Source organism: Streptomyces sp. NBC_01446, from assembly GCF_026340095.1.
GTDB classification, from domain to species: domain Bacteria; phylum Actinomycetota; class Actinomycetes; order Streptomycetales; family Streptomycetaceae; genus Streptomyces; species Streptomyces aureus.
In genome coordinates this window covers 6,309,575-6,335,348 of the sequence record NZ_JAPEPO010000001.1, presented here as the reverse complement: position 1 = coordinate 6,335,348, position 25,774 = coordinate 6,309,575, and the positions used below count along the sequence as shown (strand labels likewise).

Here is a 25,774-nt window from a genome sequence, read left to right as displayed (position 1 = left end):
CCCGCCCCGGTTCGCCCCGGACATCGCACCAAGGACCGTCATGCCGCTGACCTCCCCCAGGCGCTCGGCTCTCTCCGAACAGGTCATCGCCGAGCTGCGCGCCCAGATCTCGTCGGGCGAGTGGCCGGTGGGCTCCCGCATCCCGACCGAGCCCGAGCTGGTCGAGCAGCTCGGCGTCGCGCGCAACACGGTGCGCGAGGCCGTGCGCGCACTCGCCCACAACGGCCTGCTCGACATCCGGCAGGGGTCGGGCACCTACGTCGTCGCGACCAGCGAGCTGGCGGGCGTGATGCAGCGCAGGTTCGCCGACGCCGACCCCCGGCACATCGCCGAGCTGCGCTCGACCCTGGAGTCCAGCGCCGCGAGCCTCGCCGCGCAGCGTCGTACCGAACGCGACCTCAAGCAGCTCGACGCGCTGATGGTGCGCCGCGAGGACGCCTGGGCGTCGGGCGACGCGGAGGCGTTCGTGGCGGCCGACGCGACCTTCCACCTGGCGGTCGTGGCCGCCTCGCACAACGACGTCATGACGGCGATGTACGCGGACCTCGGTGAGGTCCTGCGGGACGTCCTGCGCGTGGATGTGGGCGAGGAGCTGACGCCCGAGAACCACATGGACCACACGGGTCTGCTCGACGCGATCCGGGTCGGTGACGCGGAGGCGGCCGCCGCCGAGGCGGCGCGCTATCCGTTCCTGTGCCTGCCGATCCCGTCCGCCACTCAGTAGGCCGAGAACCCAGGCCCGGGCCCGGCGCTCAGTCGTCGACCCTGGCGTGGCTGATCCAGGCCGAGCGGACCTCTTTCCAGCACCGGCCGGTGAGCCGCACGGTCTCGGCGGCCTCGGCCGGAACCAGCCCGCCGTCGCTGTCTATGTCCCACCAACGGTCGCACTCGACGTGCAGGCTGACCGCGTCGGTCGCCGGATACGGGTTGTGGCAGTACGCCGTCACGTCCGAACCGGAGACGGTCACCCGGCAGTCCGCTCCGAAGGGTTCGGTCCTGCGGTCGTCCCCGCCGTCGGCCACGCGCGCGTGGGGCGCGGTCCGGGCGGAATGGGAAGCGGCGTCGTACGGCACCGCGAAGAGGAGTACGAGAGCTGCGAGTACCTGGGCACTGCGCTGGAAATGGCGCACAAAGGGACCTCCTCGGCCGTACGGGAGAGGGGGAACGAACGCCTTCTCAGCCTGCGTGCCCACCCCGCGCGCCCGCCCGGCCGGTGGGCCGAACGGGTGACGCCCCGCCCCCCGCGCAGTGCGGGGAACGGGGCGTCGGCCACGTACGGGTGATCAGGCGCCGATCGCGTGCAGACCGCCGTCGACGTGGATGATCTCGCCGGTGGTCTTCGGGAACCAGTCGCTCAACAGGGCGACGATGCCCTTGCCGGCCGGCTCCGGGTCCTTGAGGTCCCACTCCAGCGGAGCGCGGTCGTCCCAGACGGCGGCCAGCTCGCCGAAGCCCGGGATGGACTTGGCGGCCATGGAGCCGATCGGGCCGGCCGAGATGAGGTTCGAGCGGACGTTCTGCTTGCCGAGGTCACGCGCGAGGTACCGGTTGGTGGCCTCGAGGGCGGCCTTGGCCGGGCCCATCCAGTCATACTGCGGCCAGGCGTACTGGGCGTCGAAGGTGAGGCCGACGACCGAGCCGCCGTTCTGCATCAGCGGCAGGCAGGCCATGGTCAGCGACTTCAGGGAGAAGGCGGAGACGTGCATGGCCGTGGCGACCGACTCGAACGGGGTGTTGAGGAAGTTGCCGCCGAGGGCGTCCTGCGGCGCGAAGCCGATGGAGTGCACGACGCCGTCGAGGCCGCCGAGCTCCTCGCCGACGAGCTCGGCGAGGCGGCCGAGGTGCTCGTCGTTGGTGACGTCGAGCTCGATGACCTTGGTGGGCTTGGGGAGCTTCTTGGCAATGCGCTCGGTCAGCGTGGGCCGCGGGAACGCGGTGAGGATGATCTCCGCACCCTGCTCCTGGGCCAGCTTCGCGGCGTGGAAGGCGATGGAGGACTCCATCAGCACACCGGTGATCAGGACGCGCTTGCCCTCGAGAATTCCACTCATGGTGATCAGTGACCCATGCCCAATCCGCCGTCGACGGGAATGACGGCTCCAGTGATGTACGAGGCGTCGTCCGAGGCGAGGAACCGCACCGTCGCGGCGATCTCCTCGGGCTGCGCGTAGCGGCCGAGGGGCACCTGCTTCACGATGCCCTCGCGCTGCTCGTCGGTGAGCGCCTTGGTCATGTCGGTGTCGACGAAACCGGGCGCGACGACGTTGAAAGTGAGGTTGCGCGACCCGAGCTCACGGGCGAGGGAGCGCGCGAAACCGACCAGACCCGCCTTCGACGCGGCGTAGTTCGCCTGTCCCGCGGAGCCGAGCAGGCCGACCACGGAGGAGATGAGTACGACGCGGCCCTTCTTGGCGCGCAGCATGCCGCGGTTGGCACGCTTCACGACCCGGAAGGTGCCGGTGAGGTTGGTGTCGAGGACCGACGTGAAGTCGTCCTCGGACATGCGCATGAGGAGCTGGTCCTTGGTGACGCCGGCGTTGGCCACGAGGACCTCGACGGGACCGTGCTTCTCCTCGATCTCCTTGTAGGCCTGCTCCACCTGCTCGCTGTCGGTGATGTCGCACTTGACGGCGAGGAAGCCGGCCTTCTCCAGCTCGGCGGCGTCGCCCGAGCGGTATGTGATCGCGACCTTGTCGCCGGCGTCGGCGAACGCACGGGCGATGGCGAGGCCGATGCCCCGGTTTCCTCCGGTGACGAGAACCGAGCGGCTCAACGGATCACCCTTTCGATAGCGGTCTGGTACCTCGAAAACCTATCGGTACCGCCCTGGATACGGAGAATCGACCACCGACAGTGGCGCCGGACAGTCGCTGTCGGGTCCCTACAGAAAAGTGTGGCCGCGAGGCCCGCCGACGCGACATGATCGGGGCTGACCGGTGCCCGTACCCGGGAGCGGCCGGGTGCCCGAGGCTCCTGACAGCACTGGCGACAGCGCCTCCGACAGCAGGGAGAACATCCGTGCCCCATTCGATCGATGAAGCCTTCACGGCGCTGCCGCTGCGGGCCCTCGCCGATGCCGCGCTGGCCCGCGCGCGGGCTCTCGGCGCCGACCACGCGGACTTCCGCCTGGAGCGGGTGCGCAGCGCGGAGCGGCGGCTGCGGGACGCGCGGCCCGCGGGCTCGTCGGACACCACGGACCTCGGGTACGCGGTGCGGGTCGTACACGGCGGCACATGGGGCTTCGCGTCGGGCGTGGATCTGACGATGGACGCGGCCGCGAAGGTGGCCTCGCAGGCCGTCGCGATGGCGAAGCTGTCGGCCCAGGTGATCAAGGCCGCGGGTTCGGACGAGAGAGTGGAGCTGGCCCCCGAGCCGGTGCACGAGGACCGGACGTGGGTGTCCTCGTACGAGATCGATCCGTTCTCCGTGCCGGACGAGGAGAAGGCCGGGCTGCTCGCCGACTGGAGTGCGCGGCTGCTCGGTGCGAACGGCGTCGACCATGTGGACGCCTCGCTGCTCACCGTGCACGAGAACAAGTTCTACGCCGACACGGCGGGGACGGTGACGACGCAGCAGCGGGTGCGGCTGCATCCGCAGCTGACGGCGGTCGCCGTGGACGGTTCGAGCGGCGAGTTCGATTCCATGCGGACGCTTGCGCCGCCGGTGGGCCGGGGCTGGGAGTACCTCACCGGGACCGGCTGGGACTGGGACCGCGAGCTGGCCGAGATCCCGGAGCTGCTCGCCGAGAAGATGCGGGCGCCCAGCGTCGAGGCGGGCCTGTACGACCTCGTGGTCGACCCGTCCAACCTGTGGCTGACCATCCACGAGTCCATCGGCCACGCGACCGAACTCGACCGGGCGCTCGGCTACGAGGCGGCGTACGCGGGCACGTCCTTCGCCACGTTCGACCAGCTCGGCAAGCTCAGGTACGGCTCCGAGATCATGAACGTGACGGGTGACCGCACCGCCGAGCACGGCCTCGCGACCATCGGGTACGACGACGAGGGCGTGGCCGGGCAGTCCTGGGACCTGGTCAGGGACGGGACGCTCGTCGGCTATCAGCTGGACCGCCGCATCGCGAAGCTGACGGGCTTCGACCGGTCGAACGGCTGCGCGTACGCGGACTCTCCCGGCCATGTGCCCGTACAGCGCATGGCGAACGTGTCGCTCCGGCCGGACCCGGGCGGCCTGTCGACCGAGGACCTGATCGGGGGCGTCGACCGCGGGATCTACGTCGTCGGCGACCGTTCCTGGTCGATCGACATGCAGCGCTACAACTTCCAGTTCACGGGGCAGCGCTTCTACCGCATCGAGAACGGCCGGCTCGCCGGACAGCTGCGCGATGTCGCCTACCAGGCCACGACCACCGACTTCTGGGGTTCGATGGCGGCGGTCGGCGGCCCGCAGACGTACGTGCTGGGCGGCGCGTTCAACTGCGGAAAGGCCCAGCCCGGGCAGGTCGCCGCGGTGTCGCACGGCTGCCCGTCCGCCCTCTTCAAGGGCGTGAACATTCTGAACACCACGCAGGAGGCGGGTCGATGAGCCCTCGTACGAACAAGCCGCACGAGATCGTCGAGCGTGCCCTCGAACTGTCCACGGCCGACGGCTGCGTGGTCATCGCCGACGAGCAGTCCACCGCCAATCTGCGCTGGGCGGGCAACGCGCTCACCACGAACGGGGTCACGCGCGGGCGCACCCTCACGGTCATCGCGACCGTCGACGGCAAGGAGGGCACCGCCTCCGGGGTCGTCTCCCGCTCGGCCGTGACCACGGACGACCTGGAACCACTGGTGCGGGCCGCCGAGGCCGCCGCCCGGGGCGCGGCGCCCGCCGAGGACGCCGGGCCGCTGGTCTCCGCGGTGCCGCACTCCCCCGACTTCACGGACGCGCCCGCCGAGACCTCGTCGGCCGTCTTCGCGGACTTCGCCCCGGCCCTGGGCGAGTCGTTCGCCCGCGCCCACGCGGGAGGCCGTGAGCTGTACGGCTTCGCCAACCATGAGCTCGTCTCCAGCTATCTCGGTACGTCGACGGGCCTGCGCCTGCGGCACGACCAGCCGAACGGGACGCTGGAGGTGAACGCGAAGTCCCCGGACCGGACGCGCTCGGCCTGGGCGGGGCGCTCGACGCGCGACTTCAAGGACGTCGACCCGGGCGCGCTCGACGCCGAGCTGGCGCAGCGCCTCGACTGGGCGCGCCGCCGCATCGAGCTGCCCGCGGGCCGTTACGAGACGCTCCTGCCGCCGACCGCGGTCGCCGACCTGCTGATCTACCAGCTGTGGTCGTCCGCGGCCCGGGACGCCGCCGAGGGCCGGACCGTCTTCAGCAGGCCGGGCGGCGGCACGCGCGTCGGCGAGCGGCTGACCGAGCTCCCGCTGACACTGCGCAGCGACCCGAACGAGCCGGGCCTGGAGTCGGCGCCGTTCGTCCTCGCGCACGCCTCGGGCGACAGCGCCTCCGTGTTCGACAACGGGCTGCCGCTGACGGCGACGGACTGGGTGCGCGAGGGCGAGCTGGCCCATCTGGCGACGACCCGGCACAGCGCGGGCCTCACCGGTCTCCCGGTGGCGCCGGCGATCGACAACCTGATCCTGGACGGGGGCGAGGACCGTTCCCTGGACGAGATGGTCGCGGCCACCGGGCGCGGGCTGCTCCTGACCTGCCTCTGGTACATCCGCGAGGTCGATCCGGCGACGCTGCTGCTGACCGGTCTGACCCGGGACGGGGTGTACCTCGTGGAGGACGGCGAGGTGGTGGGCGAGGTGAACAACTTCCGGTTCAACGAGTCGCCCGTCGACCTGCTGGGGCGCGCGGTGGAGGCCGGGCGGACGGAAAAGACGCTGCCCAGGGAGTGGAGCGACTGGTTCACTAGGGCTGCGATGCCCGCCCTGCGGGTGCCGGACTTCAACATGAGCTCGGTCAGCCAGGGCGTATGACCCCGTAACCTGGTCGGACAGCATCCAAGTCATCCGAGGAGATAAGAGAACCGTGACGGACATCGTCGACGAACTTCAGTGGCGCGGCCTGCTGGCCCTGTCCACTGACGAGGACGCATTGCGCAAGGCGTTCGCGGACGGTCCCCTCACGTTCTATTGCGGGTTCGACCCGACCGCGCCGAGTCTCCACCTCGGCAACCTGGTCCAGATCCTCACCATGCGCCGCATCCAGCTCGCGGGGAACCTCCCGCTGGGCCTGGTCGGCGGGGCCACCGGCCTGATCGGCGACCCGAAGCCGAACGCCGAGCGGACGCTGAACGCCCCGGAGACGGTGGCGCTGTGGGTCGAGCGGCTGCGCGGGCAGATCGAGCGGTTCCTCGACTTCGAGGGCCCGTACGCCGCCCGCATGGTCAACAACCTGGACTGGACCTCGGGTCTGTCGGCGATCGACTTCCTGCGGGACATCGGCAAGTACTTCCGGGTCAACAAGATGATCGCCAAGGAGGCCGTCTCCCGACGGCTCAATTCCGACGCGGGCATCAGCTACACCGAGTTCAGCTACCAGATCCTCCAGGGCATGGACTTCATGCAGCTGAACCGTCGGTACGGCTGCACGCTGCAGACCGGCGGCAGCGACCAGTGGGGCAACCTCACCGCGGGCACCGACCTGATCCACCGGGTCGAGCCGGAGGCGTCGGTGCACGCGCTGGCCACCCCGTTGATCACCAAGGCGGACGGCACCAAGTTCGGCAAGACGGAGTCCGGCACGGTCTGGCTCGACGCCGAGCTGACCACCCCGTACGCCTTCTACCAGTTCTGGCTGAACGCCGACGACCGTGATGTGTCCAAGTTCCTGCGGATCTTCAGCTTCAAGTCCCGTGAGGAGATCGAGGAGCTGGAGCGGCAGACCGAGGAGCGGCCGCAGGCGCGGACCGCCCAGCGGGCCCTGGCCGAGGAGCTGACGACGCTGGTGCACGGCGCCGACCAGTGCGCCGCCGTCATCGCCGCGTCCAAGGCGCTGTTCGGGCAGGGTGACCTGGGTGAGCTGGACGAGGCGACCCTCGCGGCCGCCCTGTCCGAGCTGCCGCACGCGAAGGTCGACGCGCTCGGCCCGGTCGTGGACCTGCTCGCCGAGGTCGGTCTCGTGGCGAGCAAGTCGGCCGCCCGGCGCACGGTGAAGGAGGGCGGTGCCTACGTGAACAACGTGAAGGTCGCCGCCGAGGACGCGGTGCCGGCCGCGGACGAGCTGCTGCACGGGCGCTGGCTCGTGCTGCGCCGCGGCAAGAAGAACCTGGCAGCGATCGAGGTCGTCAGCGCCTGAGCGCACAGCTTCTGAACACGCTCTGAGACAGCCGGAAGGGCGGCCGCGCACCTGGTGCGTGGCCGCCCTTCCGGCTGTCTCTTCAGACGCGCTGTTTGTCGCGTCGCAGGGCCACCCAGGCCATGTCTCCCAGCCACACGATGAGCACGGCTCCGGCGAGTTGGAGCAGGTGGCGGGTCCAGTCGATGCCCTTGGTGTCGTTGACGCCGATCCAGGTGGCGACCGAGTTGCCCAGCACGCTGCCGATGATTCCGAAGATCACGGTCAGCCACAGAGGGATCTGCTGCTTGCCCGGCAGGATCGCCTTCGCGATCAGTCCGAGCACCAGACCCACGATGATCGCCCACAACCAGCTCATGTCGTCGCCTCCTCTGTGGCGCGCTGTGCGCATCTGCGCCCAGTCTCGGCTTATCCGCCATACAGCGCATGTCGGGCGCATCCATACGCGGTACGGCGCAGCAAGTACGCACAGGTCGGGCCCGCCCCGGTCTCGAACGGGGAGGAAGCCGGGCGTACGGTGGAGAGAGTCCGGACCGGGGAGAGTCCGGCATGGCAGGCAGGCGGTGGAACGTGATGCGGAAGCAGAGCAGCGACGAGGTCTTCCGGATCACCGGGGCGAGGCAGGGCCTCGCCGACGACGTCCGTGGCAGGCAGCGCCGCTATGTCATCTCGATGTCGGTCCGCACGCTCGCCGTGATCCTCGGCGCGGTCCTGTGGAACATCGAACGCCCGGTCGCGATCGTGGCCCTGGTGCTCGGTCTGCTGCTCCCCTACGTCGCCGTGGTGATCGCCAACGCGGGCCGGGAGAACGTCCCTTCGCTGCCGTCGACCTTCGTGTCCCCGCCGGTGCGGCCGATGCTCACGCCGCCCGCGGCCACCACCTCGGCGGAATCCGATCCGGAGGACGACGCCGGAGCGCACGACAAGGAGCGGCTTGATCACTTGGGTGACCGCGGCTGACCACCGACGATCCGCAAAGCTCAAGAAAAGCTCAGATCAATCATGTAGTTCCGGTGCCGGGCGGCCGGTCCCCCATGACATACTTCGTACGCGCTCCGCATCCCCCGTCGGAGCGACGGACCGACGCCGGGCAGCTCCCCCCGTGGCTGCTCGGCGTCGCCTTTGTTCGGGCGCGTATGTGTTTGGGGCGGTACCTGTGAGTGACGAAAACCCGATCTGTTCCGCCAAGGGCTGCCGCGTCGACGCGGTCTGGGTGCTCGCCTGGAACAACCCGAAGCTGCACACGCCGGAGCGGCGCAAGACGTGGCTCGCGTGCGACGAACACCGCGAGCATCTCTCCCAGTTCCTCGGTGTGCGCGGCTTCCTGAAGGACGTCGTCGCGCTGAAGGACTGGGAGTCCGGGGACCACGAGGGCTGAGGCCCCGGGTCAGCCGCCGATCGCGGACATCGGGCGCTCGGGCTGGAGGAACGTCGGGTCGTCCAGGCCGGAGCCGGCCTTCTTGCCCCACATCGCGAGCTTCCAGACACGGGCGATCTCGTCGTCCCCGCTGTCCGAGCGCAGGGCCGCGCGCAGGTCCGTCTCCTCGCTGGCGAACAGGCAGGTGCGCACCTGTCCGTCGGCGGTGAGCCGGGTGCGGTCGCAGGCCGAGCAGAACGGGCGGGTGACGGAGGCGATGACGCCGACGCGCTGCGGCCCGCCGTCCACCAGCCAGCGTTCGGCGGGGGCGGAACCGCGCTCGCCGGAGCCTTCGGGCGTGAGGTCGAAGCGCGTGCGCAGGGACGCGAGGATGTCACCGGCGGTGATCATGCCGTCGCGCTTCCAGCCGTGCTGGGCGTCCAGCGGCATCTGCTCGATGAAGCGCAGCTCGTAGTCGTGCTCGACGGCCCAGGCCAGGAGTTCGGGTGCCTCGTCTTCGTTCAGCCCCGGCATCAGCACGGAGTTGACCTTGACCGGGGTGAGGCCGGCTTCGCTCGCGGCTTCGAGGCCGGCGATGACGTCCTTGTGGCGGTCGCGCCGCGTGAGGGTCTTGAAGACGTCGGGGCGCAGGGTGTCCAGCGAGACGTTGACCCGGTCGAGGCCGGCCTGCTTGAGGGCGGCGGCGGTGCGCTTGAGTCCGATCCCGTTCGTCGTCAGGGACATCTGGGGGCGGGGCTCCAACTGGGCCACGCGCTCCACGATGCCGACGAGGCCGGGGCGCAGCAGGGGCTCGCCGCCGGTGAACCTGACCTCCGTGATGCCGAGCTGCGTGACGGCGATCCGGATGAGCCGGACGATCTCGTCGTCCGTGAGCAGATCGGGCTTGGCCAGCCACTGAAGGCCCTCTTCGGGCATGCAGTACGTACACCGGAGATTGCACCGGTCGGTCAGCGAGACGCGAAGGTCGGTGGCCACTCGGCCATAAGTGTCGATCAGCACGTGGGCCCCCTCTCCGATGCGGATCTGATAGTGCGAGCCTACGTGATGGGTCCGACACCGGGGTGCCCCTGATCCCACGGGAGCTGGACGGCCGCGTCGTAGATCCATACGAGGATGTGCGAGGCGGCCGTCCGAATCCCGAGGTCAGTGGGCTCCCGTACCGGTGAGGGAGCGGACTTCGAGCTCCGCGTACTTGCCGGCGTCCGCCTTCTCCTTGGACAGGACGGTGCCGAGCCAGCCGAGCAGGAAGCCGACCGGGATCGAGATGATGCCCGGGTTGTCCAGCGGGAACCAGTGGAAGTCGACGCCCTTGAACATGGACGTCTTCGGGTTGCCGGAGACGACCGGCGAGAACAGCACCAGGAAGACCGCCGCGAAGAGGCCTCCGTAGATCGACCAGAGCGCGCCCTGGGTGGTGAAGCGCTTCCAGAAGAGGCTGTAGAGGATCGTCGGCAGGTTGGCGGAGGCGGCGACCGCGAAGGCGAGCGCGACCAGGCCGGCCACGTTCAGGTCGCGGGCGAGGGCGCCGAGGCCGATGGAGACGATGCCGATGAAGACGGTCGCCCAGCGGGCCGCCTTCATCTCCTGCTTCTCGGAGGCCTTCCCCTTCTTGATGACGTTCGCGTAGATGTCGTGCGCGAACGAGGAGGACGAGGCGAGGGTCAGGCCCGCGACGACCGCGAGGATCGTGGCGAAGGCGACCGCCGAGATCGTCGCGAGGAGGATCGCGCCCCACGACGAGTCGACCCCGCCGAGGTGGAGGGCGAGCAGCGGCGCCGCGGTGTTGCCCGCCGGGTTGGACGCGATGATCTCTTCCGGCTTGATGAGGGCGGCGGCGCCGAAGCCGAGCGCGATCGTCATCAGGTAGAAGGCGCCGATGATGCCGATCGCCCAGTTCACGGACTTACGGGCGGCCTTGGCGGTGGGGACCGTGTAGAAGCGGATCAGGATGTGGGGCAGTCCCGCGGTGCCGAGGACGAGCGCGATGCCGAGCGAGATGAAGTCGATCTTCGACGTCGACGTGGCCCCGTACTTGAGTCCGGGCTCCAGGAACGAGGCGCCCTTCCCGCTGTTGGACGCCGCCTTGCCGAGCAGGTCGGAGATGTTGAAGTTGAACTTCAACAGGACCAGGAAGGTGAGCAGGATCGTGCCCGCGATCAGGAGCACGGCCTTGACCATCTGGACCCAGGTGGTGCCCTTCATGCCGCCGATGGTGACGTACACGATCATGAGAAGACCGACCAGGGCGACGATGCCGACCTTGCCCGCGTCGGACGTGATGCCGAGGAGCAGCGAGACGAGGACGCCCGCGCCCGCCATCTGCGCGAGCAGGTAGAAGATCGAGACGACGATCGTGGAGGTGCCGGCGGCGGTGCGGACCGGGCGCTGGCGCATCCGGTAGGCGAGGACGTCGCCCATCGTGTAGCGGCCGGAGTTGCGTAGCGGCTCGGCGACCAGGAGCAGGGCGACGAGCCAGGCGACGAGGAAGCCGATGGAGTAGAGGAAGCCGTCGTAGCCGAAGAGGGCGATGGCTCCGGCGATGCCGAGGAACGAGGCCGCGGACATGTAGTCGCCGGAGACGGCGAGTCCGTTCTGGAAGCCGGTGAACTGGCGCCCGCCCGCGTAGAAGTCGGAGGCGTTCCTCGTCTGGCGGCCCGCCCAGACGGTGATCACCAGGGTGGCGAGGACGAACACCGCGAACAGGGAGATGATCAGCGGCCGGTGCTCGCTCGCCTCACCCGCGGCGAGTACCTGCGTGACTGCGGGGCTCATGCGCCGCCCTCCATCCGGGACTTGATCGCCTCGGCCTTGGGGTCGAGCTTGGTGGCGGCGTGGCGGGAGTACCACCAGGCGATGAGGAACGTGGTCAGGAACTGGGCGAGGCCGAGGACCAGCGCGACATTGATGTTGCCGAAGAGCTTGGTGCCCATGAAGTCGCCCGCGTAGTTCGACAGCAGTACGTACAGCAGGTACCAGGCGATGAAGGCGACGGTCAGTGGAAAGGCGAACGAGCGGTGCGCGTGGCGCAGTTCGGCGAACTCCGCGCTCTCCTGCTCCGCGATGAACTCCTCCGTGGAGGGCGGTGCGGATCGGTTGCGGGAGCCGCTTTGCGACGGTGGCGGTGCATCGGTGGCCACGGAGTCTCCTCGCGGTGCGGGTGCGGCGGGTGAAACGGACATGTGGTTCTCAGACCTCACAGTGATCTGGATCACCTGGGCCGGGAGGCGATGGTAGGGCTACCCGACGTGATCCGACAGGGGGCGGGGATCGTGCGCATGCCCCCTGCTCAACGTCACGGCGGCACGCGCGCACCGGTTCAACTGCGTTGCCCAGTCATGCGCTTTCTTTGGGATTTCATTGCTGGCCTGCGAGGACCCGGGATACGTTCACCCGAGCACCACGCGTCATGCACCTGCCCGGGCACCAACTGTGTTCGGGCTTTTCCATATACGACGGATGATGTGGAGATCCCATGGCTCATCTGCGCTCCAGACGCCGGCCGGCGCTCACCCTGCCGCTCGGCCTCGCGCTCACCGCGTCCCTCGGCTTCCTGCCCGGTGCCGCGTCGGCCGCACCCGCCGACTCCCTTGCCGCCACGGCCGGTTCGGCCACCGCCGACGCCGGGGCACTCGCGTACGTCGTGAACACCAGGACGGACCACCGCACCCTCGCGTCCGTGAAGAAGGCGATCGCCGAGGCCGGCGGGACCGTCGTCGTCTCGTACGACCGGATCGGCGTGATCGTCGTCCACGCGTCGAACCCGGACTTCGGCCGGCAGATCCGCGCCGCCAAGGGGGTGCAGTCGGCGGGCGCCACACGTACGTCACCGCTGGTCGCCGCCGGCACCACGGACGAGGGCGCCGCCCAGGTCCTGTCGAAGGCTCAGGCCAAGTCCCTTGCCGCGCACGCCGCTTCGGGCACCGAGCCGCTCGAGGCCGACCAGTGGGACCTGCGGGCGATCGGCGCCGACAAGGCCGCGAAGATCAACCCGGGCAGCCGCGACGTCACTGTCGGCGTCATCGACACGGGCGTCGACGACACCCACCCCGACCTCGCCCCGAACTTCTCCGCCTCGCAGTCCGCGAACTGTGTCGGCGGCAAGGCGGACACCTCGCCCGGCGCATGGCGCCCCTACGACCCAGCCGAGGACTACCACGGCACGCACGTCGCCGGTGAGATAGCCGCGGCCCGCAACGGCATAGGCGTCGCCGGGGTCGCTCCCGGTGTGAAGGTCGCGGGCATCAAGGTCAGTGACCCCAACGACGGCCTCTTCTACCCGGAGAACGTGGTCTGCGCCTTCGTGTTCGCCGCCGACCACGGCGTCGAGGTCACCAACAACAGCTATTACGTGGACCCCTGGCTCTACAACTGCATGGACGACCCGGACCAGAAGGCCATCGTCGACGCGGTCGACCGGGCCCAGCTGTACGCCCAGAAGAAGGGCACCCTCAACCTGGCGGCGGCCGGCAACTCCAACGACGACCTGGACTCGGACGCGCTCGTCGACGACTCCAGCCCCGACGACTCGACGCCGGTCAACCGCACGATCGATCCGCACAAGTGCTTCGACATCCCGACGCAGCTGCCGGGCGTCGTCACCGTCAGCGCCTCGGGCCCGACGGGTGCCAAGGCGTACTACTCCAGCTACGGCAAGGGTGTCATCGACATCGCGGCGCCGGGCGGCGACAAGTTCCGGTTCCCGGACACCCCGTCGAAGAACGGCCGCATCCTGTCGACGATGCCGGGCGGCCAGTACGGCTTCCTCCAGGGCACATCGATGGCGTCGCCGCACGCCGCCGGGGTCGCCGCGCTGCTCAAGTCGGCGCACCCGAGGGCCACTCCGGCCCAGCTCCAGGCCCTGCTCAAGGCCGAGGCCGACAACCCGGGCTGCCCGTCGGACCCGTACGACGGGGACGGCGACGGTGTCGTCGACGCCACCTGCGAGGGCGGGAAGCACGTCAACGGCTTCTACGGCTTCGGCATCGTCGACGCGCTCGACGCCGTCAAGAAGTGACCCGGACGCGACCCGCCGAGCAGCCCTGCACCAGAGGTGCTCGGGGCGGCTCCGGCTGCCTGCCGCTCCACGCATCCCGAACGCAACGAACCCAGGAGACACCATGACGGCGCCCCTCGCGCGCTCCCGCTCCATCCGCCGTTCGATAGCCATCCCGGCCGGGATGGCCATGGCCACGGCGCTCGCGTTCCTGCCGAACGCCACGGCGTCGGCCGCGGGTCAGGCCCCGCAGGCCCCTCAGGCCCCGGTCGCCACGGACGGTCCCTCGCTCAGCTATGTGGTCAACGTGCGTTCCGGACACGGCACTTCGGCCGCCGTCCAGAAGGAGATCGCCAAGGCCGGCGGCACCGTCGTCATCGCGTACGACAAGATCGGTGTCATCGTCGCGCACTCCTCGAACCCGGACTTCGCGAAGACGCTCCGCAAGGCCCGCGGGGTCGACTCGGCGGGTGCCACGCGCACCGCGCCGCTGCCCGCCCAGTCCACGACCGACCTCGGCACCCCGAAGGCGCTGACCGCCGCCCAGCTGTCGGCCACGGCCGGTCAGGCCGCGGCCGGGCAGGACCCGCTGGAGCCGTTGCAGTGGGACCTGCCCGCCATCAAGGCGGACAAGGCGCACGAGAAGTCGCTCGGCAGCAGGAAGGTCACCGTCGCCGTGATCGACACCGGCGTCGACGACACCCACCCGGACATCGCGCCGAACTTCGACCGCGGGGCGTCCGCGAACTGTGTCTCGGGCAAGCCGGACACGACGGACGGCTCCTGGCGTCCCAGTGCCTCGGAGAGCCCGCACGGCACGCATGTCGCGGGTGAGATCGCGGGCGCCAAGAACGGCGTCGGCATCACGGGCGTCGCGCCCGGCGTGAAGGTCTCGGGCATCAAGGTGGGCAACCCGGACGGCTTCTTCTACACGGAGGCCGTGGTGTGCGGCTTCGTGTTCGCGGCCGAGCACGGCGTCGACGTCACCAACAACAGCTATTACACCGACCCGTGGTACTTCAACTGCACGGACGACCCGGACCAGAAGGCCCTGGTGAAGGCCGTCGCGCGGGCCTCGCAGTACGCGGAGAAGAAGGGCGCCGTGAACGTCGCGGCGGCGGGCAACGAGAACTACGATTTCGCCTCCGACGAGATCACCGACCCGTCGAGCCCGAACGACACGACGCCCGGCGACCGGGTCGTCGACCCGTCCAAGTGCTTCGACATCCCGACGCAGCTGCCGGGCGTCGTCACCACCGCGGCGACCGGGGCCAAGGGCCTCAAGTCGTCGTTCTCCAACTACGGTCGGGGCATCATCGACATCGCGGCCCCCGGCGGCGACTCGACGGCGTACCAGACGCCGGCGCCGCCCGCCACGAGCGGCCTGATCCTCGGCCCGCTGCCCGGCGGCAAGTGGGGCTACATGGCCGGTACGTCGATGGCGTCCCCGCACGTCGCCGGCGTCGCCGCGCTGATCAAGTCGACGCACCCGCACGCCTCCGCGGCGGCCGTGAAGGCGCTCCTGTACGCGCAGGCCGACGCCACGCCGTGCACCGACCCGTACGACATCGACGGCGACGGCAAGGTCGACGCGGTGTGCGAGGGCGGCAAGAACAAGAACGGCTTCTACGGGCACGGCATCGCCGACGCCTTGGACGCGGTGACCAAGTAACCGCGTAGGCACGGCGGTTCAGGTGGGCCGGGCGGCTGCGTCCGGCCCACCTGTGTCGTTCCGGAGGCCGTGCGCGATAGTGCCCGCATGACACATGCACCGGTGGGTGAGGGAACGCGGGCGGCCTGGGCGGCGCTCGGCGGCGACCCGGCCCTGACCTCGCACATCGCATCCGTAGTGAGGGAAGGGGCGCTGCCCGCGCGGCTGCCCGTGATCGACCTGGCACGCGCGTGCGTGGGCGCGTGCTCGCTGGCCGCGGCCGAGCTGGCCGCCCGGCGCACCGGACGGCCCGTACCCCGCGTGGTCCTCGACGACGGCGCCCTGGCCACCGCGTTCGTCAGCGAGCGGCATCTGCTGATCGACGGCCGCGCGACGGTCAACTTCGCGCCGCTGTCCCGGTTCTGGCGCACGGCGGACGGGTGGCTGCGCACCCACGCCAACTATCCGCACCACCGAGCACGGCTCCTGGCCGCGCTCGGGCTCGGCGACGACGCGTCCGTGGAGCGGGTCGCCGCGCTGCTCGCGGAGCGGTCGGCCGCCGAGGTCGAGGAGACCATGTACGCCGCCGGGGGCCTGGCCGTCGCCCTGCGCACCATGGAGGAATGGGCCGCGCACCCTCAGGCGGTGGCGATCGCCGGGCGGCCGCTGCTCGACCGGGAGCGGCTCGACAAGGCGGCGCCCCGGTCACTGCCCCCGCTCACGGGCGACCCGGTGCTGCCCGCGTCCGGCCTTCGCGTCCTCGACCTGACGCGGGTCACCGGTGGGCCCGTCGCCACGCGCACCCTCGCGCTGTTCGGCGCGGACGTGCTGCGCGTCGACGCCCCGCAGCTGCCGGAGGATCCGGAGGCGCACGCGGACACCGGGTTCGGGAAGCGGTCCACGCGGCTCGATCTGAGGGGCGCGGCGGACCGGCGCGCCTTCGAGGACCTCCTCGCGGGCGCGGACGTCGTCGTGACCGGCTACCGGCCCGGCGCGCTCGACCGGTTCGGCCTCTCCCCCGATGCGCTGGCCTCCCGCAGGCCGGGGCTCGTCGTGGCGCAGCTGTCCGCGTGGGGTGCGTACGGGCCGTGGGGCGAGCGGCGCGGCTTCGACAGCGTGGTGCAGGCGACCACGGGCATCGCGGCCGTCGAAGGGTCCGGGGAGCGGCCGGGGGCGCTGCCCGCGCAGGCCCTGGACCACGGCACGGGCTATCTCCTGGCGGCGGCCGTGCTGCGCGCCGTCACCGAGCAGTTGGACGAGGGCGGCACGCGCGCGCTGCGGCTGGCGCTCGCCCGGACCGCGCACTGGCTGACGCGGGAGCTCCCGCACGGGCCCACCGCGGCCAGAAAGACGTACGACGCCGAGAACCCGGCGCGCTGGCTCACGGAGACCGACAGTCCCGCGGGCCGGCTGCGGCACGCGCTGCCGTCGGCCGGCTTCACCGGCGGGCCCGTCAACTGGGCGCGTCCGCCCGGGCTTTGGGGTGCCGACTCGCCCGGGTGGCGCCATGGCTGAAGCCGGCCGCTCAGGCGGAATGCCACTGCGCCAGTTGTTTTCCCAGCCTTGCCCGGATCTGTCACACCTGGTGAAGATCATGTGGTGAGTTCCGTACGACCTGCCACCGAGGTGCCCGCCCCCGGTGGGGACGACCCTTCCCTTCCCGCCCGACGGCCCGCCACCGGGCGGGCCGTCGCCGTGCTCGTCCTCGTCGCCGCGGCCGCGGTGATCCCCCTGCTCGGGCCCTCCGCCGCCCTTGACGGCACGGGAGAGGCGGCGGCACCCGGGGTCACCGGCGTGGCGCTCCTTCGGGCGGTCCTGTTCGCCGCCCTCTGCGTGCAGGCGGGCGAGCTGTTCGCGGCGCGGCTGTCCCGGCGGGTGCCCGGGGCGCCGTCCATGGACGGGCCGCGCAGCTGGTCGGCGTACGCGCCCTGGGCGGGGTTCCTGGCCGCGCTGGGGCTCGCGTCGATCGTGGCGAACGGCAACCTCGTGCCGCACGCGCTCTCCGACCTGGACGTCGCCGGGCTCTACGGGACCAGGGACGGCACCCTCGCCCTCCTTGAGGTCAACGCGTTCGTGGTGGCGGCCCTGTGCGCCCGTTCGCGCCGCCCGGCGACCGCGCTCGCGCCGCTGGCCGCCGTCGTGGTGGCCGAGGCGCTGCGCGTCCACCCGCCGGCCGAGCACACGGCGTACCTCGGCTCGGCCCTGACCGTCGTCCATCTGACGTGTGCCGCGCTGTGGGTGGGCGGTCTGCTGCACGTCCTGCGGACGCTGCGCCGCTGGCGTACGACGGCGCCCGAAGCGGGAGCCGCGCTGCTGGGGCTCTACGCGCGCGTGGCGGCCGTCCTGCTCGCCGCCCTCACGGCGACCGGTGTGTGCAGCACGCTGCGCCGGATGCCGGCGGGCACTGTCCTCGATCAGCTGGTGACGACGGCCTACGGGCGCACCCTGCTGGCGAAGGTGATCCTCGTGGCCGTCGTCTCGGTGTACGCGCTGGCCGCGCGGGGGCGGCTGCGCCACGGCGACCTGGGGGCCGCGTACGTGCCCGCGCGCGCGGAGGTGGCCGCCTTGGGCGTGGTGGTCGCGGTGTCGGCCGTCCTGACCGCGCTGCCGCTCCCGATCCGCTGGTCGTGAACCCCCGCGCGCGGGACGTCAGTTCGTGACGAGCACCTTGAGCGCGGTGCGCTGGTCCATCGCCTTGTAGCCGTCCGGGACTCCTTCGAGGCCGACGGTCAGGTCGAAGACGGGCGACGGGTCGATCGTGCCGTCGAGGATGTCGGGCAACAGCTGCGGGATGTACGTCCGCACGGGCGCGACGCCGCCGCGCAGGGCGATGTTCCGGTCGAACATGACGCTGAGGTCGAGACCGGTGCCGCTGCCGTGCGGCACGCCGACGAAGCCGATGGCGCCGCCGTCGCGGGTGATGTTCACGGCCGTGCTCATGGACTGTTCGGTGCCGACGGCCTCGATCACGGCGTGGGCGCCCTGGCCGCGGGTCAGCTCACGGACGGCCTCGATCGCCGCGTCACCGCGCTCGGCGACGACGTCGGTGGCGCCGAAGCGGCGCGCGATGTCGGTACGGACCTGGTGGCGGCCGAGCGCGATGATCCGCTCGGCGCCGAGCCGCTTGGCCGCGAGGACCGCGCACAGGCCGACGGCGCCGTCACCGACGACGGCGACCGTGGCACCCGCGCGCGCACCCGCGCCGAGCGCGGCGTGGTGGCCGGTGCCCATGACGTCGGAGAGCGTGAGCAGCGCGGACAGGAGGTGCTCGTCGGAGGCGGCGTCGGCGGGCAGCTGCACGAGGGTGCCGTCCGCGTACGGGACGCGGACCGCTTCGCCCTGCCCGCCGTCGTAACCGACCGCGCCCCAGAAGCCGCCGTGCTCGCAGGAGGTGGTGAGCCCCTCGGTGCAGTAGTCGCAGACCCCGTCCGACCACATGAAGGGGGCGACGACCAGGTCGCCGCGCCGGACGCCGGTCACCTCGGAGCCGGTCCCCTCGACGATGCCGAGGAACTCGTGTCCGATGCGCTGGCCGGGCCGGCGGGCCGCCTCGCCGCGGTACGCCCACAGGTCGCTGCCGCAGATGCAGGCCCGCAGGACCCTGACGACGGCGTCGGTGGGGAGCTGGACGACGGGTTCCGGCACGTCCTCCACGCGCATGTCGAACGGGGCGTGGATGGTGGTGGCGCGCATGAGTGGGGGTCCTTCGTGCTGGTCACAGGCGCCGCTGACGGATCGCGTGCGGGGCGCCTCAGGTGGTGGTCGTGCGCCTTTCACGGTACGCCGCCACCGGTACCGCCCGCGCGCCGAGGGGGTGTCCGAGCCCGCCGCGCGCCAGCAGGTACTGGGCGGCGATGTAGGTGAGCATCACCCAGAAGTCGGGCCGGGGGAGCTGCGGCCAGTCGGCGACGCCGGTCGCGATGAGAGTGTCCGACAGGAGGAAGAGCGCGCCGCCCCATCCCGCCGTGGCGCCCAGGCGCGAGGAGCCGTACGCCATGGCGGTCAGGAGCAGGCTGTAACCGGCGACGGGCCCGCGCATGTCGGCCGGCAGGTCGGGCCACAGGAGCGCCACGGTCGTCACGAGCGCGATGCCGTACGCGGCCGCGAGCAGGGCGCCACGAGCGCGTGGCGTGCCCGCGCGCTTGAAGAGCACGAGGTAGCAGACGTGTCCGGCGGCGAAGGACCCCATGCCCGCGAGGAACGTGATGTCGGCGTCGAAGAGCAGCAGCACGTCGCCGCCCCACCCGAGGAGCAGCGCGACGGTCAGGAGCCGGGGGCCGCCGCGCACGGCGACGTACGCGGCGAGCAGCGGCATGAGAAGTGGCTTGGCGGCGGTGTGGACGGCGTCGGCCCCGGCGAGCAGGGCGATCAGGTCGACGGCGGACGCCAGGGCGAAGGCGGCGAGCAGGAGGCGTGCCGCGCGCTCACGTGCGGGTACCGGCGCCCCTCCGGGCTCTGGCGCCGGGGCCGGAAGCGGCGTCACGCGGCGCCCTCGGCTGCCTTCTCGGTGGTCTGACCCGCGGCGGGGGCCGGGACCGGCGTGGGCGCGCCCTTCGGCTGCCACCCCGGCCCGCCGAACACCCGGCCGCCGCGCTCGCGCCAGCTGCCGGCCGCCTTCACGTCCCGGGCGATGGCCGCGTACTCGTGCGTGGCGACCCGCAGCGGGTTGTACGTGCTGATGTTCTTGGTCAGGCCGAACACCGGGCGCTCGACCTCGGGCACGAAGGACCTGAAGAGGCGGTCCCAGACGATGAGGATGCCGCCGAAGTTGCGGTCCAGGTAGCCGCCCTGGGAGGCGTGGTGGACGCGGTGGTGGGAGGGCGTGTTGAGGACGAACTCGAAGGCGCGGGGCAGCTTGTCGATGCGCTCGGTGTGGATCCAGAACTGGTAGACGAGGTTCACCGACGAGCAGAACGCGAGCGCGGCCGGGTGCACGCCGCACGCGATGAGCGGCAGGTAGAACGGCCACACCGTCAGGCTCGTCCACGGCTGGCGCAGCGCGGTCGACAGGTTGAACTTGCGGCTGGAGTGGTGCACGACGTGGCAGGCCCACAGGATGCGGATGACGTGGTGCCCACGGTGCGACCAGTAGTAGAAGAAGTCCTGCGCGAGGAGCATCAGCGGGATCGTCCACCACAGGATCGGCACGCGCAGCGGCGTCAGCTCGTAGACCGCCGTGTAGATCGCGACGATCGGGATCTTCCACAGGAAGTCGAAGACGAGGCTGCCGAGCCCCATGCCGATGCTCGTCGCGGCGTCCCTGGTCTCGTAGCCTGCGGCGTCGTCGTCGGGATGGATGCGTACGCTCACGATCTCGACGACGGTGAGCAGCACGAAGGCCGGGATCGACCAGAGCACGACATCGGGAAGGTTCGGCGACATGCCTGCACCGTAGAGCCGCGGACGGGCCACGGCTAGACGGTGTTACCGACAAGTATTACCTGCGGTACGACGCTCGTTGTTGGTGCCTTCCGCCATTGATCTCCGCCGGTTCCCGCGCGTTCACTCAGACACCGGCCGCCCCCAGGAGCGACCCCGCCCCGTACGTCACGGCCATCGCGAGCGCCCCGCCCGCCATGTTCCGCCACACCGCGGGCCGCACCGCCGCCGACCCCGTCCGGGCGCTGCTCCAGCCGGTGAGGGCGAGCGCCCCGAGCACGGAGACCACGGTGACGGGCAGCCGCCAGGCGGTGGGCGGCAGGACGATCGCGAGCAGCGGCAGCAGCGCGCCCACGGTGAAGGCGAGGAAGCTCGCCCAGGCGGCGTGCCACGGGTTGGTGAGGTCGTCGGGGTCGATACCGAGCTCCACGCGCGCGTGCGCCCGCAGCGCGTCGCGCGCGGTGAGCTGCTCCGCGGCCTCCCGCGCCACTTCGGGGCTGAGCCCGCGATCCTCGAGCAGCCCCGTCAGCTCCACAAGCTCGGCTTCCGGGTACTCGCGCAGCTCACGCTTCTCCTGGGCGAGCGCCGCCTTCTCCGAGTCGCGCTGCGTGGACACGGAGACGTACTCCCCCGCGGCCATCGACATGGAGCCGGCGAGCAGCCCGGCGAGGCCCGCCGTCAGGAGGGTGCTGCGGTCCTCGGTGGCGCCGGCCACGCCGACGACCAGCCCGGCGGTGGAGACCACGCCGTCGTTGGCGCCGAGCACGGCGGCGCGCAGCCAGTTGAGCCGCGCTCCGAGCGCGCCGCCGTGGGACTCCTCGTGCGGTGCGTCCTGCTCATCGTCAGTCACCCGACGAGCATCGCACCGTCGGTCACCAGATCCGGACCGACCCTCCCCGGGCGAACACCGGACTTGTCGCGTCCTTCGGCGCCTCGTCGAGGGGTTCGTCCAGTTCCTGGACGGTCGGTCCGACGCGGGCCGCGATCGGGTCGAGCAGGCCGAGGTCGAAGCCGTAGACGCGGGCCGTGTTGCCGCCGACCATCGCGGCGACCTCGTCGCGCGGCAGCCCCGCGTACGCGATCCGCAGCCCTTCGCGCGTGTACGGGTAAGTGCCCTCGTCGTGCGGGTAGTCGCTGCCCCACATGATCTTGTCGAGGCCGATGCGGTCGCGCAGCGGCACCTCGTGCGGGCGCATGAAACTGGCCCCCACGTAGCAGTTCTCGCGCCACACCTCGGACGGCCCCTTGCCCATCGAATCGGCCAGCCCCGCACCGAACTTGGACTCCGCCGTGTTCGCCCGCGTCGCCGCGGCCACCAGGCGCCCGTGGTAGTAGTCCAGCATGTCCAGGACCCCGGGGATCCAGCCCGAGCCCTGTTCGGTGAGGACCAGCTTCAGGCCGGGGTGACGGCGGAACGCGCCGCCGAACACCAGGTGCCACAGGGCCCGGTGCGAGAACCATGTCGTCTCCACCATGAACACGGCACGCGCGGCCGGTTCGTCGCCGAGCGGCGGGGACGCCGAGCCCGCGTGGTGGTTGACCGGCACGCCGAGCTCGGCGCAGGTCGCCCAGATCGGGTCGTACGCGGCCGAGTACAACTCGGGCAGGCCCGAGCCCGGTGGTGTGCCGGGCAGCAGCAGCCCGCCGGTGAGCCCGGCGGCCGCGGCCCACCTGATCTCCTCGACGGCCTCGTCGACGTCGTTGAGGAGGATCTGGAAGACGCCCGCCCTGCGCCCCGGGGCGGCGGCGCAGAAGTCGGCGAGCCAGCGGTTGTGGGCGCGCAGACCCGCCCAGCGCCGAGTGAACTCCTCGCGCGTCGGGGCCGGGGCCATCAGGGACGCGGACGGGAAGAACGGCGGGATCGTGTTCGGGAAGACGACCTCCGCGACGATGCCGTCCTGTTCGAGCTCGGCGATGCGCCGGTCCGAGTTCCAGTTCCGGTCGGCGGTGTCCGCGAGCAGGTCGGCGTACGGGTTGACGTAGCTCGCCGCCCACGCGTCGAACGCGTCGTGGTGGCGGGACTCCAAGTAGGGCCGGTAGTCGAGGAGATCGGCTCCCGCGTGGCAGTCCGCGGAGATCACGGTGTAGCGCTCGCTCATGAAGTCACCCCCAGGGTGGGGAAGTCGTGATCGGTCAGCCAGTGGCGGCCCACCTCACGCGAGCGCGCCCAGGAGGCCTCGACGGCCGACTGGTCGCTGTCCTGGCCGAGTTCGGCGGGGGTCGGGCCGATGCGGGCGGCCAGCGGGGCCAGTTTCTCCGTGTCGAAGCCGAAGACCTCGGCGGCGGCGAGCCCCAGCATGCGCCGGGTCTCCGCCACCGGGATGTCGTGGAAGGTCTTCTTCAGCCACGCGCGCGTGTCGGGCCAGGTGCCCTCGGGGTGCGGGAAGTCGCTGCCCCAGAGGATGTTGTCGACGCCGATCTCGTAGCGCTGGGCGAGTTCGCGGCGCTTGGTGTTGGTGGCGCAGATGAACACCTGGCGGTCCAGGTACTCGTGCGGGGAGCGTTTCAGCTCCGCGAACGGCGAGAGCTTCTTGCCGCCGTGCGCGCCCAGGTAGAGGCGGTCCATGAACCAGAGCAGGTTGGGCAGCCACCAGCAGCCCGACTCCGCGACGCCGAACTTCAGGCCCGGGTGGCGCTCGAAGACACCCGACCAGAGCATGAACCACAGCGGCCGCGCGGGCCACCACGTCACTTCGGAGACATAGATCCCGAGATGGTCGCCGTACTCGTGGCGGGGCGCCGCCCCGGAGTGCGTGACCACGGGCATCGCGCACTCGGCAGCCGCGGCCCACACGGGGTCGTAACGCCGGTCGTGGTAGGGCGCCTTGTCGACCCACATGGAGGGGATCATCAGCGCGCCGAGCCCCGACTCTTTGGCGCGGTGGACCTCGGCGACGACGCGGCCGACCTCGCCGGTGATGGGCAGCAGGGCGACCCCGCAGTGCCGTTCGGGGTGTTCGGAGACGAAGTCGGCGAGCCAGCGATTGTGCGCCTGGGCGCCCGCCATGCCGAGCTCCGGGTCCTGGTCACCGGAGAGCCCGAGCCCCACGCCGAAGGGCGCGGCCGTCTGGCTGTCCACGGCGTCCGCGTCGGGGAAGACGACCTCGGCGGCCACCCCGTCGCCGTCCAGCTCCTTGAGGCGCTGCGCGGTGTCCCAACCGCCGCGCAGACCTTCCGAGTTGTCGGCGAACCATTTGGCGGCGAACGCGTCGTTGCGGATGCCGAGCCGCGTCGCCTCCTCGCGGCGGGCGCCCCGCTCGCCGAGGAACTCGTCGAAGGCGCGGTGGAAACGGCTGTCCAGATAAGGCCGGTACTCCTCGGTGGGCAGCCCGGCGTGGCAGTCGGAGGAGATGATCAGGTAGGGATCCTGGTCGGTCATCACATGCCCTTCAGTCCAGAATGAAGCTCTCCAGGTACGCCGGGTTCGCGCGCTCCAGCATCGAGGCCGACCTGGCCTTGATCTGCCGGTCGCTGTGCTCGCTCTGCGGCAGCAGCCAGAAGCGCCCGGCACCGATGCCCTCGGCGACGAAGTCCGCGACCTCCTCGACCGGCGTGAACTCCACCTCCTGGCCCGCGTCCTTCATCGCGGACTCCCACTGGCCGAGGCTGCGGTACGGGGTCCTGCGCGGCCTCTCCTTGGCGTACCGCTCGGGCCGGTTGCGGTGCGACTCCCACAGCCCGGTGCGCAGCATGTGGGGTCCGGGGAAGAGCACGGAGGCGCCCACGCGCGCGTGCTCCGCCTTCAGGTGCGCGTACAGGGACTCGGTCATCGTCACGACGGCCGCCTTGGTGACCGCGTACACGGAGGCGGTGGGCAGCGGGGCGATACCGCCGTCGCCGGAGGACGTGTTGACGACGTGGCCGGGCGCGCCGCCCTCGATCATGCGCGGCACGAAGGCCTGGATTCCGTGGAAGACGCCCCACACGTTGACCTCGAACGCCCACTTCCAGTCGTTCGGTTCGTGCTGCCACATGCGACCCTCGGCGCCCGAGCCGACGCCCGCGTTGTTGCACAGGACATGGACGGCGCCGAACTTCTCGTACGCCGCGTCCGCGAGGGCGAAGACCTGGCCGCGGTCGCCGACGTCGACCACGCGCGCGTGCACGGCGGCACCGTCCTCGCTCAGGCCGGCGGCGGCCTTCTCCAGGGCGGACTCCTCGACGTCCGCGAGCACGACCTTCAGGCCGTCGGCCGCGAACCGCCGTGCCATCGCGAGGCCGATGCCGCTCGCCGCGCCCGTGACGACGGCGACCTGTCCCGCCTCCAGCCGCATCAGACGCTCCCCTCGGGCGGCCCGTCGAGGATCTGCTGCGGGTCGTCGTAGCGCTGGTGGATGTACGGCAGCAGCGCCTGTGCGCTGACGCGTTCGACGACCTTGCCCTTCTGGTCGGTCGTCTTCTCGCCGATGGTGAGCTCGACGACGGCGCGCACCGGAAGGTCGGCGACCGGGTCGTACATCGACTCGCGCAGGACCACGTCCCCGGTGATCCGCTCCAGCTTGCGGACCTTCTCGTTGCGCAGGCAGTGCACGAGCACCGGCTCCATGTCGAAGCCCGAACCGTCCACTGCGGGAAGGAACTTGAAGTAGAAGTCCGTCTTGAGCGTCGGCTCGGGCAGGGGCAGGGCGCCGCTCACCGCGCCGCGCACCTCCACGAAGGCGATGCCGTGCCGGGCGAGTGCCGCGCGCACCACGAGGCCGTCGCGCTCGACGCTCACCTCACCGAGCTTCTTGGGCTCGCCGAAGACCTCACGGCCGCCGATCAGGGCGCGCTCGTGCGTCATCGGCATGACGAGCGGATACCAGCCCTCGACGCCGCCGTGCTCGGCGGCGACGGCGACCGAGCCGGCGCCCAGGGGGTAGCCGGGCAGGTCGACCTTGCTGATGTTGGCCCGCACCAGCGGGCGTTCGGTGGGCTTGAGCGGGGGCGGAAGTACCGCGGCGACCGCGTCCGGGTCGCTCTCCCAGACGGCCACCACCCCCGTGGACCAGATGTCGGGGAGCTTCGAGCTCGCGGTGCGCGCGGCGGAGATCTCTGCCTCCGTGCGTGCTCCGTATCGAATGCGTGCCATGTCGTACCACCCTTCGTCGGCGCGGACTTGCGTGGCCGGGCGTGCACT

General features: G+C 71.2%; 25 protein-coding genes. 10 read left to right on the top strand and 15 right to left on the bottom strand.

What is annotated here, in order from left to right; genetic code table 11:
* The first annotated feature begins 40 nt into the window (after positions 1–40).
* Complete coding sequence (locus tag OG456_RS28430; RefSeq protein ID WP_266565828.1) at positions 41–724, top strand: FadR/GntR family transcriptional regulator; 684 nt, start codon at positions 41–43, stop codon at positions 722–724.
* Positions 725–752: 28 nt separating this feature from the next.
* On the opposite strand, the gene OG456_RS28425 is transcribed toward OG456_RS28430, so the two are convergent.
* The 3 genes from OG456_RS28425 to fabG all read right to left on the bottom strand — a co-directional run bounded on the left by OG456_RS28425 (position 753) and on the right by fabG (position 2,773).
* Positions 753–1,130 carry a hypothetical protein gene (locus OG456_RS28425; protein ID WP_266565826.1) on the bottom strand — a complete coding sequence of 126 codons (378 nt, stop codon included), beginning with the start codon at positions 1,128–1,130 and terminating at the stop codon, positions 753–755.
* Positions 1,131–1,283: 153 nt separating this feature from the next.
* Positions 1,284–2,051, bottom strand: a complete 768-nt coding sequence (fabI, locus tag OG456_RS28420) for an enoyl-ACP reductase FabI (protein ID WP_266565824.1) — start codon at positions 2,049–2,051, stop codon at positions 1,284–1,286.
* 5 nt (positions 2,052–2,056) lie between these two features.
* Positions 2,057–2,773 carry a 3-oxoacyl-[acyl-carrier-protein] reductase gene (gene fabG / locus OG456_RS28415; RefSeq protein ID WP_116502852.1) on the bottom strand — a complete coding sequence of 239 codons (717 nt, stop codon included), beginning with the start codon at positions 2,771–2,773 and terminating at the stop codon, positions 2,057–2,059.
* A 245-nt stretch (positions 2,774–3,018) separates the two neighbouring features.
* On the opposite strand from fabG, the gene OG456_RS28410 reads away from it, so the two are divergent.
* The 3 genes from OG456_RS28410 to tyrS are packed head-to-tail and all read left to right on the top strand — an operon-like array spanning position 3,019 to position 7,254.
* Positions 3,019–4,542: a TldD/PmbA family protein gene (locus OG456_RS28410; protein WP_266565820.1), complete on the top strand. Its 1,524-nt coding sequence runs from the start codon at positions 3,019–3,021 to the stop codon at positions 4,540–4,542.
* Positions 4,539–5,933 carry a metallopeptidase TldD-related protein gene (locus OG456_RS28405; RefSeq protein ID WP_266565818.1) on the top strand — a complete coding sequence of 465 codons (1,395 nt, stop codon included), beginning with the start codon at positions 4,539–4,541 and terminating at the stop codon, positions 5,931–5,933. Before OG456_RS28410 ends, OG456_RS28405 begins: the two co-directional genes overlap by 4 nt.
* A 52-nt stretch (positions 5,934–5,985) precedes the next feature.
* The gene (gene tyrS / locus OG456_RS28400; RefSeq protein WP_266565816.1) at positions 5,986–7,254 is read left to right on the top strand and encodes a tyrosine--tRNA ligase; all 1,269 of its coding nucleotides are present in this window, start codon (positions 5,986–5,988) and stop codon (positions 7,252–7,254) included.
* 82 nt (positions 7,255–7,336) lie between these two features.
* Here tyrS and OG456_RS28395 read toward each other — a convergent pair whose 3' ends face one another.
* Positions 7,337–7,612: a GlsB/YeaQ/YmgE family stress response membrane protein gene (locus tag OG456_RS28395; protein WP_266565814.1), complete on the bottom strand. Its 276-nt coding sequence runs from the start codon at positions 7,610–7,612 to the stop codon at positions 7,337–7,339.
* A 191-nt stretch (positions 7,613–7,803) separates the two neighbouring features.
* On the opposite strand from OG456_RS28395, the gene OG456_RS28390 reads away from it, so the two are divergent.
* Positions 7,804–8,214, top strand: a complete 411-nt coding sequence (locus OG456_RS28390; RefSeq protein WP_266565812.1) for a DUF3099 domain-containing protein — start codon at positions 7,804–7,806, stop codon at positions 8,212–8,214.
* A gap of 196 nt (positions 8,215–8,410) precedes the next feature.
* Positions 8,411–8,632 carry a hypothetical protein gene (locus OG456_RS28385; RefSeq protein WP_206301923.1) on the top strand — a complete coding sequence of 74 codons (222 nt, stop codon included), beginning with the start codon at positions 8,411–8,413 and terminating at the stop codon, positions 8,630–8,632.
* A gap of 9 nt (positions 8,633–8,641) precedes the next feature.
* On the opposite strand, the gene moaA is transcribed toward OG456_RS28385, so the two are convergent.
* The 3 genes from moaA to OG456_RS28370 form a co-directional block, all read right to left on the bottom strand.
* Positions 8,642–9,631, bottom strand: a complete 990-nt coding sequence (moaA, locus tag OG456_RS28380) for a GTP 3',8-cyclase MoaA (RefSeq protein ID WP_266565810.1) — start codon at positions 9,629–9,631, stop codon at positions 8,642–8,644.
* Positions 9,632–9,775: 144 nt separating this feature from the next.
* The gene (locus OG456_RS28375; RefSeq protein ID WP_266565808.1) at positions 9,776–11,404 is read right to left on the bottom strand and encodes a cation acetate symporter; all 1,629 of its coding nucleotides are present in this window, start codon (positions 11,402–11,404) and stop codon (positions 9,776–9,778) included.
* Positions 11,401–11,769, bottom strand: a complete 369-nt coding sequence (locus OG456_RS28370) for a DUF485 domain-containing protein (RefSeq protein WP_266565806.1) — start codon at positions 11,767–11,769, stop codon at positions 11,401–11,403. The genes OG456_RS28375 and OG456_RS28370 overlap by 4 nt, the downstream gene beginning before the upstream one ends.
* A 335-nt stretch (positions 11,770–12,104) precedes the next feature.
* Between OG456_RS28370 and OG456_RS28365 the strand changes: the two genes are divergently transcribed.
* The 4 genes from OG456_RS28365 (at position 12,105) to OG456_RS28350 (ending at position 17,907) form a co-directional block, all read left to right on the top strand.
* Positions 12,105–13,646, top strand: a complete 1,542-nt coding sequence (locus OG456_RS28365; protein WP_266565804.1) for a S8 family serine peptidase — start codon at positions 12,105–12,107, stop codon at positions 13,644–13,646.
* Between the two features lie 103 nt (positions 13,647–13,749).
* Entirely contained in the window at positions 13,750–15,297 is a 1,548-nt protein-coding gene (locus OG456_RS28360) for a S8 family serine peptidase (protein WP_266565802.1), read from the top strand.
* An 87-nt stretch (positions 15,298–15,384) separates the two neighbouring features.
* Entirely contained in the window at positions 15,385–16,791 is a 1,407-nt protein-coding gene (locus OG456_RS28355) for a CoA transferase (protein ID WP_266565801.1), read from the top strand.
* Between the two features lie 111 nt (positions 16,792–16,902).
* Positions 16,903–17,907, top strand: coding sequence for a CopD family protein (locus tag OG456_RS28350; protein ID WP_266569464.1), 1,005 nt, complete (start codon positions 16,903–16,905; stop codon positions 17,905–17,907).
* A gap of 18 nt (positions 17,908–17,925) precedes the next feature.
* Here the strand turns inward: OG456_RS28350 and OG456_RS28345 are convergent, their stop codons facing one another.
* The 8 genes from OG456_RS28345 to OG456_RS28310 all read right to left on the bottom strand — a co-directional run bounded on the left by OG456_RS28345 (position 17,926) and on the right by OG456_RS28310 (position 25,726).
* Positions 17,926–18,969 (bottom strand): zinc-dependent alcohol dehydrogenase family protein, encoded by a 1,044-nt coding sequence (locus OG456_RS28345; protein ID WP_266565799.1) that lies wholly within the window; start codon positions 18,967–18,969, stop codon positions 17,926–17,928.
* A gap of 58 nt (positions 18,970–19,027) precedes the next feature.
* Entirely contained in the window at positions 19,028–19,684 is a 657-nt protein-coding gene (locus OG456_RS28340; protein ID WP_266569463.1) for a lysoplasmalogenase, read from the bottom strand.
* 71 nt (positions 19,685–19,755) lie between these two features.
* A complete protein-coding gene (locus tag OG456_RS28335) occupies positions 19,756–20,658 on the bottom strand; it encodes a sterol desaturase family protein (protein ID WP_266565797.1) in 903 nt (300 codons plus the stop codon).
* A gap of 124 nt (positions 20,659–20,782) precedes the next feature.
* Entirely contained in the window at positions 20,783–21,505 is a 723-nt protein-coding gene (locus OG456_RS28330) for a VIT family protein (protein ID WP_266565795.1), read from the bottom strand.
* Between the two features lie 22 nt (positions 21,506–21,527).
* Complete coding sequence (locus OG456_RS28325) at positions 21,528–22,754, bottom strand: amidohydrolase family protein (RefSeq protein WP_266565793.1); 1,227 nt, start codon at positions 22,752–22,754, stop codon at positions 21,528–21,530.
* A complete protein-coding gene (locus OG456_RS28320; RefSeq protein ID WP_266565791.1) occupies positions 22,751–24,034 on the bottom strand; it encodes an amidohydrolase family protein in 1,284 nt (427 codons plus the stop codon). The genes OG456_RS28325 and OG456_RS28320 overlap by 4 nt, the downstream gene beginning before the upstream one ends.
* A 10-nt stretch (positions 24,035–24,044) precedes the next feature.
* The gene (locus OG456_RS28315) at positions 24,045–24,929 is read right to left on the bottom strand and encodes an SDR family NAD(P)-dependent oxidoreductase (protein ID WP_266565789.1); all 885 of its coding nucleotides are present in this window, start codon (positions 24,927–24,929) and stop codon (positions 24,045–24,047) included.
* Positions 24,929–25,726: an acetoacetate decarboxylase family protein gene (locus tag OG456_RS28310; RefSeq protein WP_266565787.1), complete on the bottom strand. Its 798-nt coding sequence runs from the start codon at positions 25,724–25,726 to the stop codon at positions 24,929–24,931. Before OG456_RS28310 ends, OG456_RS28315 begins: the two co-directional genes overlap by 1 nt.
* Between the last annotated feature and the right edge of the window lie 48 nt (positions 25,727–25,774).